The sequence below is a fragment of the Streptomyces meridianus genome (genome assembly GCF_023703325.1).
Taxonomy (GTDB): Bacteria; Actinomycetota; Actinomycetes; order Streptomycetales; family Streptomycetaceae; genus Streptomyces; species Streptomyces meridianus.
Genome location: NZ_JAMQGM010000024.1, coordinates 72,186 through 88,207, shown reverse-complemented (window position 1 = coordinate 88,207; position 16,022 = coordinate 72,186). Strand labels below are relative to the sequence as shown.

14 protein-coding genes are annotated in these 16,022 nt (G+C 72.6%); 10 read left to right on the top strand and 4 right to left on the bottom strand.

Annotated elements, in window-relative coordinates; genetic code table 11:
- Positions 1-118 precede the first annotated feature (118 nt).
- The 6 genes from M1E25_RS11860 (at position 119) to M1E25_RS11835 (ending at position 5,935) form a co-directional block, all read left to right on the top strand.
- Positions 119-1,045, top strand: coding sequence for an NTP transferase domain-containing protein (locus tag M1E25_RS11860; protein WP_251413843.1), 927 nt, complete (start codon positions 119-121; stop codon positions 1,043-1,045).
- Positions 1,042-2,409, top strand: a complete 1,368-nt coding sequence (locus M1E25_RS11855; protein ID WP_285830665.1) for a molybdopterin molybdotransferase MoeA — start codon at positions 1,042-1,044, stop codon at positions 2,407-2,409. The genes M1E25_RS11860 and M1E25_RS11855 overlap by 4 nt, the downstream gene beginning before the upstream one ends.
- A complete protein-coding gene (locus tag M1E25_RS11850) occupies positions 2,406-3,488 on the top strand; it encodes a potassium channel family protein (RefSeq protein ID WP_251413837.1) in 1,083 nt (360 codons plus the stop codon). Before M1E25_RS11855 ends, M1E25_RS11850 begins: the two co-directional genes overlap by 4 nt.
- Before the next feature lie 33 nt (positions 3,489-3,521).
- Entirely contained in the window at positions 3,522-4,517 is a 996-nt protein-coding gene (locus tag M1E25_RS11845) for an NAD(P)H-quinone oxidoreductase (protein ID WP_251413859.1), read from the top strand.
- Positions 4,518-4,693: 176 nt separating this feature from the next.
- Entirely contained in the window at positions 4,694-5,278 is a 585-nt protein-coding gene (locus tag M1E25_RS11840; RefSeq protein ID WP_251413834.1) for a hypothetical protein, read from the top strand.
- A gap of 93 nt (positions 5,279-5,371) precedes the next feature.
- A complete protein-coding gene (locus M1E25_RS11835) occupies positions 5,372-5,935 on the top strand; it encodes a bacterial proteasome activator family protein (RefSeq protein WP_285830664.1) in 564 nt (187 codons plus the stop codon).
- 87 nt (positions 5,936-6,022) lie between these two features.
- On the opposite strand, the gene M1E25_RS11830 is transcribed toward M1E25_RS11835, so the two are convergent.
- Positions 6,023-7,717 (bottom strand): protein kinase domain-containing protein, encoded by a 1,695-nt coding sequence (locus M1E25_RS11830; protein ID WP_251413831.1) that lies wholly within the window; start codon positions 7,715-7,717, stop codon positions 6,023-6,025.
- 317 nt (positions 7,718-8,034) lie between these two features.
- Between M1E25_RS11830 and M1E25_RS11825 the strand changes: the two genes are divergently transcribed.
- A complete protein-coding gene (locus tag M1E25_RS11825; protein WP_251413829.1) occupies positions 8,035-9,600 on the top strand; it encodes a protein kinase domain-containing protein in 1,566 nt (521 codons plus the stop codon).
- Positions 9,601-9,723: 123 nt separating this feature from the next.
- On the opposite strand, the gene M1E25_RS11820 is transcribed toward M1E25_RS11825, so the two are convergent.
- Positions 9,724-10,161: a pyridoxamine 5'-phosphate oxidase family protein gene (locus tag M1E25_RS11820; protein ID WP_251413827.1), complete on the bottom strand. Its 438-nt coding sequence runs from the start codon at positions 10,159-10,161 to the stop codon at positions 9,724-9,726.
- A 91-nt stretch (positions 10,162-10,252) separates the two neighbouring features.
- On the bottom strand, positions 10,253-10,930 hold the full coding sequence (locus M1E25_RS11815) for a response regulator (protein WP_251413825.1): 678 nt from the start codon (positions 10,928-10,930) through the stop codon (positions 10,253-10,255).
- Positions 10,931-11,272: 342 nt separating this feature from the next.
- Between M1E25_RS11815 and pdhA the strand changes: the two genes are divergently transcribed.
- The 3 genes from pdhA to M1E25_RS11800 are packed head-to-tail and all read left to right on the top strand — an operon-like array spanning position 11,273 to position 14,828.
- Complete coding sequence (gene pdhA / locus M1E25_RS11810) at positions 11,273-12,418, top strand: pyruvate dehydrogenase (acetyl-transferring) E1 component subunit alpha (RefSeq protein ID WP_251413822.1); 1,146 nt, start codon at positions 11,273-11,275, stop codon at positions 12,416-12,418.
- A 2-nt stretch (positions 12,419-12,420) separates the two neighbouring features.
- Positions 12,421-13,404, top strand: coding sequence for an alpha-ketoacid dehydrogenase subunit beta (locus M1E25_RS11805; RefSeq protein WP_251413819.1), 984 nt, complete (start codon positions 12,421-12,423; stop codon positions 13,402-13,404).
- 26 nt (positions 13,405-13,430) lie between these two features.
- Positions 13,431-14,828, top strand: coding sequence for a dihydrolipoamide acetyltransferase family protein (locus tag M1E25_RS11800; protein ID WP_251413816.1), 1,398 nt, complete (start codon positions 13,431-13,433; stop codon positions 14,826-14,828).
- 73 nt (positions 14,829-14,901) lie between these two features.
- Here M1E25_RS11800 and pip read toward each other — a convergent pair whose 3' ends face one another.
- Positions 14,902-15,861, bottom strand: a complete 960-nt coding sequence (pip, locus tag M1E25_RS11795; RefSeq protein ID WP_251413814.1) for a prolyl aminopeptidase — start codon at positions 15,859-15,861, stop codon at positions 14,902-14,904.
- Positions 15,862-16,022: the final 161 nt, after the last annotated feature.

Here is a 16,022-nt window from a genome sequence, read left to right as displayed (position 1 = left end):
CGGCCGCGGTTCCCGGGAACGGGGTTCCCGGGAACCGCGGCCGCTCGGCATTCCCCGCCGGGCCGCACCATGCCCCGGCGGCTGCCGGGACGATCCGGTGTCCGGCGATAATCGGATCATGACTGGGTTCTGGTACGACGCCGTGGTGCTCGCAGGCGGAGCCGCGACCCGCCTCGGCGGCACGGACAAGCCGGCCGTGCACGTCGGGGCGCGTCCACTGCTCGACCGGGTGCTGCATGCGTGCGCCGAGGCATCCCGCACCGTGGTCGTCGGCCCCCGTAGGCCGACTGCACGGCCCGTGCGCTGGGCCCGGGAGCAGCCGCCCGGCGGTGGCCCGCTGGCCGCTCTCGACGCGGGCCTGCGGGAGGTGACGGCGCCGGCCGTCCTGGTGCTCTCCGCCGACCTCCCCTTCCTGACCCCCGGAACGGTTCGGGCCGTCACCGGTGCCCTCGACGGCCCGTCACCGGACGGCGGGGCCCCGGATGGTGTCGTCCTGACCGACGCCGACGGCCGGGACCAGCCGCTGGCGGGCGTCTACCGGACCGAACCGCTGCGCCGCGAACTCGCCCTGCTCGCCACGGAGTACGGTTCCGTGGCGAACCTCCCGGTCCGGGCGCTGACCCGCGAACTCGCGCTGCTCCGGCACCGGGACCCGGTGGCCGCCTTCGACTGCGACACCTGGGAGGACATGACGGCCGCCCGCCTGCGCATCAGGGAGCATGGAAGCGTGCTGGACGAATGGATTGCCGCAGTCAAGGACGAATTGGGCATCGAGCTGGACGTCGCCACCGGCGCGCTCCTCGACCTGGCCCGCGACGCCGCGCACGGCGTGACCCGGCCCGCCGCGCCGCTCACCACGTTCCTGGTGGGATACGCCGCGGCCCAGGCCGGTGGCGGCCCGGAGGCGGTGGCCGAGGCCACCCGCAGAGCGGCCGCGCTCGCCGCCCGGTGGACGGCGGAGGAACCACCCGGGGAATCCGCCGGCCACCCGCCCGGGGAACCCGGCAGCGGTTCACCCGACGGCCCGGAGAAGACCGCGGGATGACGGCGCACCAGCCGGACCCCGCGCCCGGAACCGCGCCCTCCCCCTGCGCATGGCAGGACGCCCGCGGGATCGCGGCGGCCGCCGCGAAGGGCGCCGGGACGCAGGTCGTACGCCCGCTGGCGGACTCCCTGGGCACGGTCCTCGCCACACCGCTGGAGGCGCTGACCGACCTGCCGTCCTTCGACACCTCCGCCATGGACGGCTGGGCGCTCTCCGGCCCGGGACCCTGGCGTCTCGACCCCGGAGGCAGCCCGGGCATCCTGGCCGGCCGGGCTGCGCCGCCGCCGCTCCCCGACGGTCACGCGGTACCCATCGCCACGGGTGCGCGGGTCCCGGCCGGAACGACCGCGGTGCTGCGCCGCGAACACGGCGAAGTGCGCGGCAGGGGCCTGGAGCGCGACCCCGGCGGTGAGCCGGTCCCCTGGCTCTACGCGAACGCCGGCAGCCGCTGCACCGCCCCCGGGCAGGACATCCGGCCGCGCGGCCAGGAGTGCCGCAGCGGTGACCCGCTGCTGCCCGCCGGCACGCCGGTGACTCCTGCCGTGCTCGGACTCGCGGCCGCCGCCGGCTACGACGAACTGCCCACGGTCCGTCCGCCCCGCGTCGAGGTTCTGGTCCTCGGCGACGAGCTGCTCGCCTCCGGGCTCCCCCGCGACGGGCGCATCCGCGACGCCCTCGGCCCGATGCTCGACCCCTGGCTGCGGGCCCTGGGCGCCGAGGTCACCGGAACCCGCCACCTCGGCGACCGTCCCGGCGTGCTGCACGACGCGGTCGCCGGCTCCACCGCCGATCTGGTCGTGACCACCGGAGGCACCGCCTCCGGTCCGGTCGACCATCTCCACCCGGTGCTCCACCGGATGGGAGCCGAACTGCTGGTGGACGGGGTCGCCGTCCGCCCCGGTCACCCGATGCTGCTCGCCCGGACGGCACCCGCCCGCTATCTGGCGGGCCTGCCCGGCAACCCGCTGGCCGCGGTGTCCGCGCTGCTCACGCTCGCCGCGCCGCTGCTGCGCACGCTGGCCGGCCGTGCCCCCTGCGCTCCCCTCGTCGCTCCCGCCGCACTCCGGCTGGACGGCCACCCCTCCGACACCCGGCTGGTCCCGGTCGCCTTCCGCGAGGAGGAGGTGGTGCCGTTGCGCTTCGCCGGACCGGCTATGCTCCGCGGCGTCGCCATCGCCGACGGCCTCGCCGTCGTCCCACCCGGCGGCACCGAGGCCGGTGACGAGGTGGAGATCCTCGAACTCCCCTGGCACGAAACGGGATCTCCGGTCTCCCGCGCCTCGGGGCAGGACGGGTCGCGGGCGCAGACCTGCGCGGCAGGGTGGGCGCGACCTCCGACGCGATCAGGGAGACAGCCCGGGTGAAGCTGCCCAGCCAGGACGCCACCGCCGGCCGCGCGGACCCGGCGGCCTCGGGCCACCGTGTCCAACTGCCCCGGGCCTCGGCCCGCGCACCGCTCCAGCAGGTGGCCCGTCGCCTGCTGATGGCGCTCATGGTGCTGGTCGCCACCGTGCTGATCGTGTACCTCGACCGGGACGGCTACCACGACAATTCCGACGAGAAGGTCGACTTCCTCGACGCCGTCTACTACGCCACGGTCACCCTGTCGACCACCGGCTACGGCGACATCGTCCCGTACAGCGACTCGGCCCGGCTGCTGAACATCCTGCTCATCACACCGCTCCGGGTGCTCTTCCTGATCATCCTGGTCGGCACCACCCTCGAGGTCCTCACCGAACGGACCCGCGAGCAGTGGCGCGAGACCCGCTGGAGGACCAACTTGCGTGACCACACCGTCATCGTCGGATTCGGCACCAAGGGCCGTTCGGCGGCCCTGACCCTGATCGCCAAGGGCCTGAGCCGGGACCGCCTGGTCATCGTCGACCCCAGCCAGAAGGTGATCGACGCGGCCAACGCCGAGGGCTACGTCGGCGTGGTCGGCGACGCCACCCGCAGCGACGTGCTCCTGCGCGCCGAGGCCCAGCGCGCCCGCCAGGTCGTCATCGCCGCCCAGCGGGACGACACCGCGGTCCTCGTCACCCTGACCGCGCGTCAGCTCAACCGCGGAGCCAAGATTGTCGCCGCGGTGCGCGAGGAGGAGAACGCTCCGCTGCTGCGCCAGTCCGGCGCGGACGCCGTGATCACCAGTGCGAGCGCGGCGGGCCGTCTGCTCGGCCTGTCGATGCTCAGCCCCAGCGCCGGCACCGTCATGGAGGACCTGATCCAGCAGGGCAGCGGCCTCGACCTCGTCGAGCGCCCGGTGGTGAAGGCGGAGGTGGGCCGGTCCGTCCGGGAGACCGACGACCTCGTGGTCTCCGTGCTGCGGGGCCACCGGCTGCTCGGCTACGACGACCCCAAGGCCGGCCCGCTCCAGGCGACGGACCGTCTGATCACGATCGTCCGCGCGAAGCCCCCGGGGACCGAGGGCTCCAACGGGTTGTGACCCGCGGGCGGATGTAGCCTCACCGCCATGTCCATGCATGCGATCACGATTCCCGAACCCGGCGGCCCCGACGCGCTCGTGTGGGACCGGGTCCCGGACCCCGTTCCCGGTGACGGCGAGGTGCTGGTCGACGTCGCCGCCAGCGCCGTCAACCGCGCCGACCTGCTGCAACGCCAGGGCTTCTACGACCCGCCGCCGGGCACGTCCCCCTATCCCGGGCTGGAGTGCTCGGGCCGGATCGCCGCCGTCGGCTCCGGCGTGAGCGGGTGGTCCGTCGGCGACGAGGTGTGCGCCCTGCTGGGCGGCGGCGGTTATGCGGAGAAGGTCGCCGTGCCGGCCGGACAGCTGCTGCCGGTTCCGGAGGGCGTCGACCTGGTGACGGCGGCCGGGCTCCCCGAGGTCGCCTGCACCGTGTGGTCGAACGTCTTCATGATCGCCCAGTTGCGGCCGGGCGAGACGCTGCTGGTGCACGGTGGCGCGAGCGGCATCGGCACGATGGCGGTGCAGCTGGCGAAGGCCGTCGGTGCCCGCGTCGCGGTGACGGCGGGCAGCGCGGAGAAGCTCGAGCGCTGCCGTGAACTGGGTGCGGACATCCTCATCGACTACCGCGAGCAGGACTTCGTGGCCGAGCTGGCGGAGGCCACCGGGGGCGCGGGAGCCGACGTCATCCTCGACATCGTCGGAGCGAAGTACCTCGACCGGAACGTGCAGGCTCTCGCCGAGAACGGCCGGCTCGCTGTCATCGGACTGCAGGGCGGGCTCAAGGCCGAACTGAACCTGGGAGCGCTGCTGCGCAAGCGCGGGGCGGTCACCGCCACCTCCCTCCGGGGCCGGCCCCCGGCGGAGAAGGCGGCCATCGTGGCAGCCGTCCGGGAACACGTCTGGCCGCTGGTGGCCTCGGGACGGGTCCGGCCGGTCGTGGACCGGGTCCTGCCGATGCCGGAGGCGGCGCAGGCGCACCGGGTGCTGGAGGAGAGCACGCACGTCGGGAAGGTGCTGCTCACGACCGCGGGCGACGGTCGTTGCTGAGCCGGCGGCCGGTGGTGCCGGCGCAGGGTCCGAGATGCCGCGCGCGGGCGGGCGTGTGACGCTGGGAGCGGTCACTCGACGGCTCGGCGCGGGAGGGGACTGTGTTGGTTGCTCCGGCGTTGCGTTCACTCCGTTCGTCACGGGCACCGCTTCCACCCCGGGCCCGCGCCCGGGGTGTGGTCGGTGCCGGCGGCGTCTGCGGGCTGATGGGGCTCGCCACCGCGACGATGCTGGTGCTGGCGCCCGTGACGGCCGCCTCGGAGCCCGGTACGGCACGCCGCAGCGCCCCCGCGGTGTCCGAGAGCCGCGACCACACGTCGCCCGGCCGCGAACAGCGCGAACATCCCGGCCGGCTGGCCGGCCGGAGCGCCGGAGTGGGCCGGGAACGGCCCGGGCGGTCCGTCCCGCCCCCCGGCTCCGTTCCCGTGTCCCAGGCGCCGCCCCTCCCGGATGCGGAGCGGCCCCCCGGGGGCGAGGTGCCGCCGGTGCCGAGCGGCCGCCCGGACGTCGCGCTGCCGCCGCCCTCGCTCATGCGGCCCGAGAGCCCGGCGAACCCGGAGGCGGAGGGCACGCCGTCCGGCCCGGCGGTTCCCTCGGCCCCCGCGTCCACCCCTGCCGAGGCCTCCCCGTCCGCGTCCGCCGGACGGGGCACCGCCGAGGCGCCCACCGGGCGGATGCTGCGGGTCCTTCCGCTGGGAACCGGCTTCGTGCTCATGGGCCTCGGCCTCGGATTCATCGGCCTGCGCCTGCGCCGCCGGTGACCGCACCCCGCGGACGACGCCGCCCGAGCAGGGTGGATCATCGATTTCCGGGGGCACAATTCCGGGCGAGTCCTCGTACGAGACAATGAGGGCATGGAGAAGCCGAGCAAGGAACGGTCGCAGGAGAGCCCCCACGTTCTGGTCGTGGGTCCGGACGGAATGGCTCTCGGCAGTGCCAGCCCCGGGGGCGGGGAGGGCGACGACGAGTCGCGTGAGGTGCCGGTGACAGACATGGTCGAACAGCCCGCGAAGGTCATGCGCATCGGCAGCATGATCAAGCAGCTCCTGGAGGAGGTCCGGGCGGCGCCTCTCGACGAGGCCAGTCGCGTCCGGCTGAAGGAGATCCACACCGGCTCGGTGAAGGAGCTGGAGGACGGCCTCGCGCCGGAGCTGGTCGAGGAGCTGGAGCGGCTGTCCCTGCCGTTCACCGACGACGCGATTCCCACCGAAGCCGAACTGCGCATCGCCCAGGCCCAGTTGGTCGGCTGGCTGGAAGGCCTCTTCCACGGCATCCAGACGGCGCTGTTCGCGCAGCAGATGGCCGCGCGGGCCCAGCTGGAGCAGATGCGGCGTGCGCTGCCGCCCGGCGCCGGTCTCGGCGACGACGACGGCGAGGTGCACCTGGGCGGCGGTGCCCGTTCCGGTCCGTACCTCTGAGGACATCCGGGCAGCGCACCCGTCCGGCACGAACGGGCCGGGTGGACGAGAAGTCGTCCACCCGGCCCGGTGCGTCCGCCGGCCGCCTCAGTCGGCGTAGCCGCTGGCCACGGTCAGCTTGATGGTGTCCTTCTCGGGGTCGAACGGCTCGTCGTAGTCGTCGAAGTTCTGCCCGAGGACGGTGCCCTGGCCCCAGATGCCGTCGTTCTTCGACGTCGTCCGGTACTTCCAGCCCGCAGCCTTGATGCAGGACTTCACCGACTCGATGTCCTTGAACTGGAAGTCGGGCAGTCTGATCTTGGACTTGTCGTCGTAGTGCGGCCTGGCCTCGGTGCACACGCGCTTCTCGATCGTCCGGGACCGGTCCGGCGGGATGAGGGCCTTCGTGCTGCCGTCACTGTTGGTCGCCGTCGGGGCGGAGGGCGGGTCGGCCGGCTCGTCGTCGGCCGTCGCGGTCGGCGCCGGGGTGCCGGTTTCGCCGGCGATCGGGTCGTCCTCCGAGCCCTTCGAGCTGCTCACCGCCGCGATGACGACGATCAGCACCACCAGCACGGCGAGGACCGCGCCCACGATGAGCGGGGTGTTGCTCCTGCCGCCGGAACCGGGGTTGCTGCCGTACGGGGGAGGCGTCGGCCCGATGACGACCGGGCCGGAGGGCGCGAACCCGCCCTGCCCCATCTGCTGCGAGGGCGGCGGTGGGGTGGAAGCCGCGTAACCTCCCACCTGTCCGGAGTGGGACTGCGGTTGGTACGGAGCCTGAACGCCGTGCGGCATCGGGGGCTGCTGGTCGACCGGGGGGAAGACGGTGGCGCCGACCGCGGAGCCGCTGCCGCTGCGTGCCGCAGGTCCGCCGCTGATGATGATCGGAGAGGCCGCGGACCGGTCGGTCCCGCCGACCCGCGCACACTCGTCGCGCATCGCCTCGGCGGTGGGGAAGCGCTCGTTGGGGTTCTTCTTCAGGGCCCGTGCGACCAGCGCGTCGACGCCCGGGGGCACCGACCGGTTGATCGTGGACGGGGCGACGGGCTCCTGCTGGACGTGCGCGTACGCGATCGCCAGCGGCGAGTCCGCGTCGAACGGCAGCTGCCCCGTGAGCAGTTCGAAGAGCATGATGCCCACGGAGTAGAGGTCGGACCGCGCGTCCACCGCGCGCCCCAGGGCCTGCTCCGGGGACAGGTACTGCGGGGTGCCGACGACCATTCCGGTCTGGGTCATCGAGGTGACGCCCGACTGCATCGCCCGCGCGATGCCGAAGTCCATCACCTTGACCACGTTCCGCTTGGTCATCATCACGTTGCCGGGCTTGATGTCGCGGTGGACCAGGCCCATCTCGTGGCTGATCTCGAGGGCCGCCAGCACATCGCCCGTGATCTTCAACGCCTTGTCGGTGGGCATCGCTCCGTGCTCGGCGATGTCCGCGTCCAGCACTGCGCGCAGCGGCCTTCCCTCGACGTACTCCATGACGATGTACGGCATCGGAGCGCCCTCGCCGGCGCCGGTGACTCCCGCCAGCACGTCCTCGCCGGTGTCGAAGACGGAGACGATGTTCGTGTGCGTGAGCTTGGCGACCGACTGGGCCTCGCGGCGGAAGCGCTCACGGAAGGACTGTTCGCGTCCGAGCTCCGTGTGCAGGGTCTTGATCGCCACCTGGCGGTCCAGCACGCTGTCGTAGGCCAGGTGCACGGACGCCATGCCACCCTCGCCGAGAAGATCGCGCAGTTGGTAGCGGCCGCCGGCCAGCGACCCTCCCGCATAGCGGCCCCGTGCGCCGTCGTGGCTCATCTCTGACTTCCCCCTCGGCGCGCGGCCCCGGGCGAAGCGGGCCAGCGATTTTCGATCAATCAGGCGTGATTCAGGCCAAGTCTGCCCGAGCACTACGAGACGTCAAGCCGGGTGCCCGTTCCGTGACCGGATGCGCAAGAAGAGTTCGTCAAGCGTTATGGGCAGCCATCCGATTTGCGCCGATGTCTGCTGCACGATTGGATGACCGGTTCCATCGGGGGAAGGCGTGTGCCGGGAAACCCTGTAGCGTGCCCTACCGGAAGCAGCTCCACGGGTAACGACACCGTGCAAGCGGACAGACACGACGGCGAGGACTGATGGCACAGACGCAGCGCGCCCAGGGCCCGTCCGAATCCTCCTCAGGCGGCGGCATGGCCGATACGCCGGAGCAGTGGGGCAACGGCGGCCTGGTCGGCGACGGCCGCTACCGCCTCACGGGCCGTCTCGGCCGGGGTGGCATGGCCGAGGTCTTCTCGGCCGAGGACGTCCGTCTCGGCCGCACCGTTGCGGTGAAGCTGCTCCGCGCGGATCTCGCCGAGGACCCCGTCTCGAAGGCGCGCTTCACGCGCGAGGCGCAGTCGGTCGCCGGGCTCAACCACCACGCCGTCGTCGCGGTCTACGACTCCGGTGAGGACGTCGTGGGCGGGCACACCGTCCCGTACATCGTCATGGAGCTGGTCGAGGGCCGCACGATCCGCGACCTGCTGATCAACGCGGACGCCCCGCCGCCGGACCAGGCACTGATCATCGTCTCCGGTGTGCTGGAGGCGCTGGCGTACAGCCACCACCACGGCATCGTGCACCGCGACATCAAACCGGCCAACGTGATCATCACGAACACGGGCGCGGTCAAGGTCATGGACTTCGGCATCGCCCGGGCGCTGCACGGCGCGGCGAGCACCATGACGCAGACCGGCATGGTCATGGGCACGCCGCAGTACCTCTCCCCCGAGCAGGCGCTCGGCAAGACCGTCGACACCCGCTCCGACCTCTACGCGACCGGCTGCCTGCTCTACGAGCTGCTGGCCATGCGCCCGCCGTTCACCGGCGAGACCCCGCTCTCGGTCGTGTACCAGCACGTGCAGGACACCCCGGTGCCGCCGTCGCAGGTCCACGACGCAGTGCCGCCGGAGCTGGACGGGCTCGTCATGCGCTCTCTCGCGAAGGACCCGGACGACCGGTTCCAGACCGCGGAGGAGATGCGCGGGATGGTCCAGTACGCGGTGCAGCGGCTCGCCGAGGTCGGCGGGCACACCGGCGTCTGGGACACCGGCCCGGCCGCGCACACCGCCGCGACGACCCCGGCCATGGGCGTGGGAATGGCCGGGGCGGCCGCAGCCATGCAGCACCCCGACTCGGGCACCGCTCCGCAGTCGCTCGGCGGCGGCGCCGGCGGCTCGCTGCTGCGCGGACCGCGGGACGACGACGGCGGGTTCACCGGGGACCCCGGCAACGGCGACCGCCCGGGCCGGGGCAAGAAGTGGGCCTTCCTGGCGCTGGCCCTGATCGCGGTCGTGATGGGCGTGGCGTTCGCCCTGTCCTCCCTCCCGGACGACCCCGCGAAGCCGGACGACAACACCTCGACCACGGCTCCGAAGGAGACGGACAAGCCCTCGGAGACCGCCGACGAGCAGACGACCGAGGGCACGCTGCCGGGCAACAGCGGCGGTGGGCAGGAAGAGTCCGCCACTCCGTCCGACTCGCCGTCGGCGTCGGACAGCTCGAGCCCGTCCGAGGAGCCGACGACGCAGGAACCGACGACCGACGAACCCACCCCCTCCGACAGCGGCGGCAGCAGCGACGGCGGCAGCAGTGGCAGCGCTGAGCCGACGCCGAGCGGTGACGCGAGCAGCGCCGGAGCCACCCTGCTCCCCAGTGGCTGAGGCGACTGACACAGCAGGGCTCCGAGCCGGCCGGGCCGGGAGGAGAGCGGCGGCGTGACCGACGGTGCCACGCTCCAGGGCAACGAGGGCAGCACCCCGTAACGAACCCGGCCATCGGGAGTTCTACGCGTCCGGCCGGGACCCGTCGCGCTGTGCGGGGAGGCCGCCGCCCAGCGTGTGCACGGTGGCGAAGCGCGGTTCGACGCGCAGGTACGCCGGCTCGTAGTGGGCGCCGTCCGCGAGGACCGGGGCCCGGCCGAGCAGTTCGAGCTCGTGGCCGGCCGGGTGCGTGAGCCGGGCCGTGCCGACGAACTGGACGGCCCAGCCGTGGCCGTCGAGGGTGACGGCGTCGGCCCCGTAGGCGACCACGTTGCCGTCGCAGGCGTGGTGGTAGCCGTGTCCCCGGTGGAGTCTCAGCAGGACGCCGTCGCCGGACACGGCGTGCCGCGCGAGCGCCGAGAACGGCAGGGCGCGCAGGCTCATCGACAGCCGTCCGTGCGAGGTGGCGCTGAGCAGTTCCAGGGCGCGTTCCTCGACGGCGCCGGTGGGTTCGGGGTGCATGCCCAGCAGCCTCGGGGGCCGGACGGGGCTCGGGCCAGAGGCCGCCGCCCTCACCTGCCCGGGTCTTGGGTCCCGATCCCGGACAGACCGCTCATCGGGCGGTCGAACGACCCTTTTCGGCCTGGAGCCGGGCCACGTACGCCGCGGCCTGCGACCGCCGCTCCATGCCGAGTTTGGCGAGCAGACCGGAGACGTAGTTTTTGATCGTTTTCTCGGCGAGGTGCAGCCGGGCGCCGATGGCGCGGTTGGTGAGGCCCTCGCCGATCAGGTCGAGTATGCGGCGCTCCTGCTCGGTGAGTCCGGCCAGCGGTCCGTCCTCCCGGCCGCTGTCGCCGCCGTCACGCAGCCGTTCCAGGACCCGGGCCGTGGCCGCCGGGTCGAGCAGCGACCTGCCGGCCGCCACGTCCCGCACGGCCGACAGCAGTTCGCTGCCGCGGATGGCCTTGAGGACGTAGCCGGCGGCACCCGCCATGATCGCGTCGAAGAGGGCCTCGTCGTCGGCGTAGGAGGTGAGCATCAGGCATTTGATGCGCTCGTCGGCCGACCGGATCTCGCGGCACACCTCCACGCCGCTGCCGTCCGGCAGTCGGACGTCGAGAACGGCGACGTCAGGGGCGGCGGCCGGAATGCGCGCGAGGGCGTCGGCAGCCGTACCGGCCTCCCCCACGACCTCGATGTCGGTCTCCGCCGACAGCAGTTCGTGCACGCCACGGCGGACCACTTCATGGTCATCAAGGAGGAATACGGCAATTTTTCCCTCTTCGTGCACGCACCCAAGTCTCACATACAAAGTCTTCCCGTGCTCTTGTGCCCCGGGATAACGTGCGATTGTTCCGGCAGCCCGCAAGGCTGTGACCAGTGCAGGTTCCCGACTTTCCCGGTTTACTTGGACATCCAAGCAAAATTGCAGGTCAAGTGGGGTTTCCCAGACATGCGTCGCACTGGGTAACGTGCCTGTTGCGAAAGGCCCGCCGGGCACTTGTCACGCCCGCTCGGCCGGCCGCACACACCCCGTGCGCCGTGTCGAACCGGGTGAGCCTCCCAGCCGAGGGCGCGGGGGCACACAGGCCCGCCGGCGACCCCGGGGGCCGGACCGACGGAGGAGCACATCGTGACCGTGGAGAGCACTGCCGCGCGCAAGCCGCGCCGCAGCAGCAAGCGCGTCAGCGCCAAGAAGCCACCGGCAGAACAGACCGAGCTCGTTCAGCTGCTCACGCCGGAGGGGGAGCGGGTCGAGCACAGCGAGTACTCGATCGACCTGAGCCACGACGAGCTGCGGGGCCTCTACCGGGACATGGTCATGACCCGGTGTTTCGACGCGGAGGCCACCACGCTGCAACGGCAGGGCGAACTGGGCCTGTGGGCGTCGCTGCTCGGCCAGGAGGCCGCGCAGATCGGCTCCGCCCGCGCACTGCGCGACGACGACTACGTCTTCCCGACCTACCGGGAGCACGGCGTGGCCTGGTGCCGCGGGGTCGACCCGACCAACCTGCTCGGCATGTTCCGGGGCGTGAACAACGGCGGCTGGGACCCCAACAGCAACAACTTCCACCTCTACACGATCGTCATCGGCTCGCAGACCCTGCACGCCACCGGCTACGCGATGGGCGTGGCCAAGGACGGCGCCGACTCCGCGGTCATCGCCTACTTCGGCGACGGGGCCTCCAGCCAGGGCGACGTCAACGAGGCGTTCACCTTCTCGGCGGTCTACAACGCCCCGGTCGTGTTCTTCTGCCAGAACAACCAGTGGGCGATCTCCGAGCCCACCGAGCGCCAGACCCGGGTGCCCCTCTACCAGCGCGCCCAGGGCTTCGGCTTCCCGGGCGTCCGGGTGGACGGCAACGACGTGCTGGCCTGCCTCGCCGTGACCAAGGCGGCCGTCGAGCGCGCCCGCCGCGGCGAGGGCCCCACCCTCGTCGAGGCGTTCACCTACCGCATGGCGGCCCACACCACGAACGACGACCCCTCGAAGTACCGCAACGAGGACGAGTACGAGTCGTGGAAGAGCAAGGACCCCATCGAGCGGTTCCGGACCTACCTGAGCAACGAGGGCATCGCCGACCAGGACTACCTGGACGCGGTCGAGGCCGAGGCCGAGCAGCTCGGCAAGCGGGTGCGCGACGCGGTCCGCACCATGCCCGACCCGGACACCATGGCGATCTTCGAGAACGTCTACGCGGACGGCCACGCCCTGGTCGACGAGGAGCGCGCGCAGTTCGCGGCTTACCAGGCGTCCTTCGCCGAGGAGGGGAACTGACCATGTCGTCCATCGAGAAGATGACGCTCTCCAAGGCGCTCAACGTCTCCCTGCGCACGGCCCTCGAGAACGACCCCAAGGTCGTCATCATGGGCGAGGACGTCGGCAAGCTCGGCGGCGTCTTCCGCGTCACCGACGGCCTGCAGAAGGACTTCGGCGAGGACCGGGTGATCGACACCCCGCTCGCCGAGTCCGGCATCGTCGGCACCGCGATCGGAATGGCGCTGCGCGGCTACCGCCCCGTCGTGGAGATCCAGTTCGACGGGTTCGTGTTCCCCGCGTACGACCAGATCGTCACGCAGCTCGCCAAGATGCACGCCCGTGCGCTGGGCACCGTGAAGATGCCCGTCGTCATCCGGATCCCCTACGGCGGCGGCATCGGCGCGGTCGAGCACCACAGCGAGTCCCCCGAGTCGCTGTTCGCGCACGTCGCGGGCCTGAAGATCGTCTCGCCGTCGAACGCCTCCGACGCCTACTGGATGCTCCAGCAGGCCATCGAGTGCGACGACCCGGTGATCTTCTTCGAGCCGAAGCGCCGCTACTGGGACAAGGGCGAGGTCGACACCTCCGCCATCCCGGGCCCGCTGCACCAGGCGCGGGTCGTCCGCGGCGGCACCGACCTCACCCTCGCCGCCTACGGTCCGATGGTGAAGACCTGCCTCGAGGCGGCCGCCGCGGCGGCCGAGGAGGGCAAGTCGGTCGAGGTGCTGGACCTGCGGTCGGTCTCCCCGCTGGACTTCGACGGCATCCAGAAGTCGGTCGAGCGGACCCGGCGGCTCGTGGTCGTGCACGAGGCCCCGGTGTTCTTCGGCTCCGGCGCCGAGATCGCCGCCCGGATCACCGAGCGGTGCTTCTACCACCTGGAGGCCCCGGTGCTGCGGGTCGGCGGATTCCACGCCCCGTACCCGCCGGCCCGGCTCGAGGAGGAGTACCTCCCCGGCCTGGACCGGGTGCTGGACGCCGTCGACCGCGCGCTGGCGTACTGAGAGATCGGGCAAGGAGAGTCGTGACAATGACCGGGACTGCTCAGCGCTTCCGCGAGTTCAAGATGCCGGACGTGGGCGAGGGGCTCACGGAGGCGGAGATCCTCAAGTGGTACGTCCAGGCGGGCGACACCGTGGCCGACGGCCAGTCGATCTGTGAGGTCGAGACCGCGAAGGCGGCCGTCGAACTCCCCATCCCCTTCGACGGTGTGGTGAAGGAGCTGCACTACGACGAGGGCGCGACCGTCGACGTGGGCGCCGTGTTCATCACGGTGGACACGATGCCGGGGGCCGGTGAGGACCAGGCGCCCGAGGCCGCACCGGAGCCCGCCGCGCCCGCGGAGAGCGAGGAGAAGGAGGAGCGCCAGCCGGTGCTCGTCGGCTACGGCGTGGCCGCCACCTCCACCAAGCGCCGCGCGCGCAAGGGGCAGGGCGTGCCCGCGCAGCCGCTGCCGGCCGAGCCGGGACGCAACGGCCACGCGGCCGTCGCGGAACCGGCGCCGTCCGCCGTTCCGGTGGCCGGGCGCCCGCTCGCCAAGCCGCCGGTCCGCAAGCTCGCCAAGGACCTCGGCATCGACCTGGCGACCGTCGCCCCGACGGGACCGGACGGGATCATCACCCGCGAGGACGTCCACGCGGCGGCCGAGGCCACCGCTGCCGCCGCAGCACCGGCCGCCACCGAAGAGGCCGCCGTGGCTCAGCCCGTGGCCGCCGCGGCGGCCGGGGAGCGCGAGACGCGCATCCCGGTCAAGGGCGTGCGCAAGGCCACCGCGCAGGCGATGGTGGACAGTGCCTTCACCGCCCCGCACGTCACCGAGTTCGTCACGGTGGACGTCACGCGGACGATGAAGCTCGTCCAGGAGCTGAAGCAGGACCCGGAGATGGCGGGGCTGCGGGTCAACCCGCTGCTGCTCGTCGCGAAGGCCCTGCTGGTGGCCATCAGGCGCCACCCGGAGATCAACGCGTCCTGGGACGAGGCCAACCAGGAGATCGTGCAGAAGGCGTACGTGAACCTGGGCATCGCGGCGGCCACGCCGCGCGGCCTCATCGTCCCGAACGTCAAGGACGCGCAGGACAGGACGTTGCCGCAGCTGGCCGCCGCGCTCGGCGAGCTGGTCGCGACGGCGCGCGAGGGGAAGACCTCGCCGGCGGACATGCAGGGCGGCACGGTGACCATCACCAACGTCGGCGTGTTCGGCGTGGACACCGGCACGCCGATCATTCCTCCGGGCGAGTCGGCGATCCTCGCGTTCGGTGCGGTCAAGCTCCAGCCGTGGGTCCACAAGGGCAAGGTGAAGCCGCGTCAGGTGACCACGCTCGCGCTCTCCTTCGACCACCGGCTGATCGACGGCGAGCTCGGCTCGAAGGTGCTCGCGGACGTCGCCGCGATCCTGGAGAACCCGAAGAGGCTGTTCACCTGGGGCTGACCTCCGTTGACCCCCGGCGGGGCCCGCGCACACCTCGGTGAGCGCGGGCCCCGCCGTCGTCGTGCGGAGGCCGTCACCGGCGCGCGAAGCGGTCCAGGGATTCCAGCACATGGCCGCGCGTCGCCCCGGTGTCCACGTGACCCGCGTCGTCGACGACGACCAGACGGGCGTCCGGCCAGGCGCGGGCGAGGTCCCACGCGGTGCCGAGCGGCGCGCTGACGTCGAGCCGGCCGTGCACCAGGACGCCCGGGATGCCCGCCAGCCGGCCCGCGTCGCGCAGCAGCGCCCCCTCCTCCAGCCACGCCCCGTGGGAGAAGTAGTGCGCGCAGATGCGCACCAGGGCCATCCGCGCCGCCGACGGCCGGTCGCCGTACGGGCTGGACGCACCCTTCGTCTCCCCGGACAGGACCGCGTCCTCCCAGGCGCACCAGTCGGCCGCCGCCCTCGCCCGCACCACGGGATCCGGATGCCCGGTCAGGCGGGCGTAGGCGCCGACGACGTCGCCGTCGCGCGGCGTCCCGGGGGCTCCCGCGAGGAAGCGTTCCCACTCCTCGGGGAAGAAGCGCCGGGCACCCCGGTAGAGCCAGTCGATCTCCGAGCGCCGGCTGGTCGTCACACCGGAGATGACCATCTCCGACACGCGTTCCGGGTGCTGCTCGGCGTACGCGAGGCCCAGCGTCGAGCCCCAGGAGTAGCCGTACAGCAGCCAGCGGTCGATGCCGAGATGTTCCCGCAGCCGCTCCATGTCGGCGACCAGGTGCCAGGTGGTGTTGTGCCGCAGGCCCGTCGCGGGGTCGCTCGCGTGCGGGGTGCTGCGACCGCAGCCGCGCTGGTCGAACAGGACGACGCGGTAGCGGTCGGGGTCGAACCACTGGCGGGCGGTGGCCCTGCATCCCGAGCCGGGCCCGCCGTGGACCACGACGGCGGGTTTGCCGTCGGGATTGCCGCAGAGCTCCCAGTACACGAGGTTGCCGTCGCCGACGTCGAGCATCCCCGTCTCGTACGGCTCGGTCGGCGGGTACAGCTCCGGCATGGCCCGGTCCCTTCGCTGGTCTCTCGCGTACGCCCGGATAGGCGGAGCCGGGCCGCGCCGGAGGGGCAGGGACGGCCGGGACGGTCCGCCGGCGGACCGTCCGTCATGATGCACGGTCCGCGTCCGCATGACGGACGGAACAGCAGACGCATACCTGTTGT

Excerpts from the sequence above, each read along its gene's own strand:
- M1E25_RS11860 (WP_251413843.1), top strand. The coding sequence starts at position 119 with ATGACTGGGTTCTGGTACGACGCCGTGGTGCTCGCAGGCGGAGCCGCG.
- M1E25_RS11855 (WP_285830665.1), top strand. The coding sequence starts at position 1,042 with ATGACGGCGCACCAGCCGGACCCCGCGCCCGGAACCGCGCCCTCCCCC.
- M1E25_RS11845 (WP_251413859.1), top strand. The coding sequence starts at position 3,522 with ATGCATGCGATCACGATTCCCGAACCCGGCGGCCCCGACGCGCTCGTG.
- M1E25_RS11835 (WP_285830664.1), top strand. The coding sequence starts at position 5,372 with ATGGAGAAGCCGAGCAAGGAACGGTCGCAGGAGAGCCCCCACGTTCTG.
- M1E25_RS11830 (WP_251413831.1), bottom strand. The coding sequence starts at position 7,717 with ATGAGCCACGACGGCGCACGGGGCCGCTATGCGGGAGGGTCGCTGGCC.
- M1E25_RS11825 (WP_251413829.1), top strand. The coding sequence starts at position 8,035 with ATGGCACAGACGCAGCGCGCCCAGGGCCCGTCCGAATCCTCCTCAGGC.
- M1E25_RS11820 (WP_251413827.1), bottom strand. The coding sequence starts at position 10,161 with ATGCACCCCGAACCCACCGGCGCCGTCGAGGAACGCGCCCTGGAACTG.
- M1E25_RS11805 (WP_251413819.1), top strand. The coding sequence starts at position 12,421 with ATGTCGTCCATCGAGAAGATGACGCTCTCCAAGGCGCTCAACGTCTCC.
- M1E25_RS11800 (WP_251413816.1), top strand. The coding sequence starts at position 13,431 with ATGACCGGGACTGCTCAGCGCTTCCGCGAGTTCAAGATGCCGGACGTG.
- pip (WP_251413814.1), bottom strand. The coding sequence starts at position 15,861 with ATGCCGGAGCTGTACCCGCCGACCGAGCCGTACGAGACGGGGATGCTC.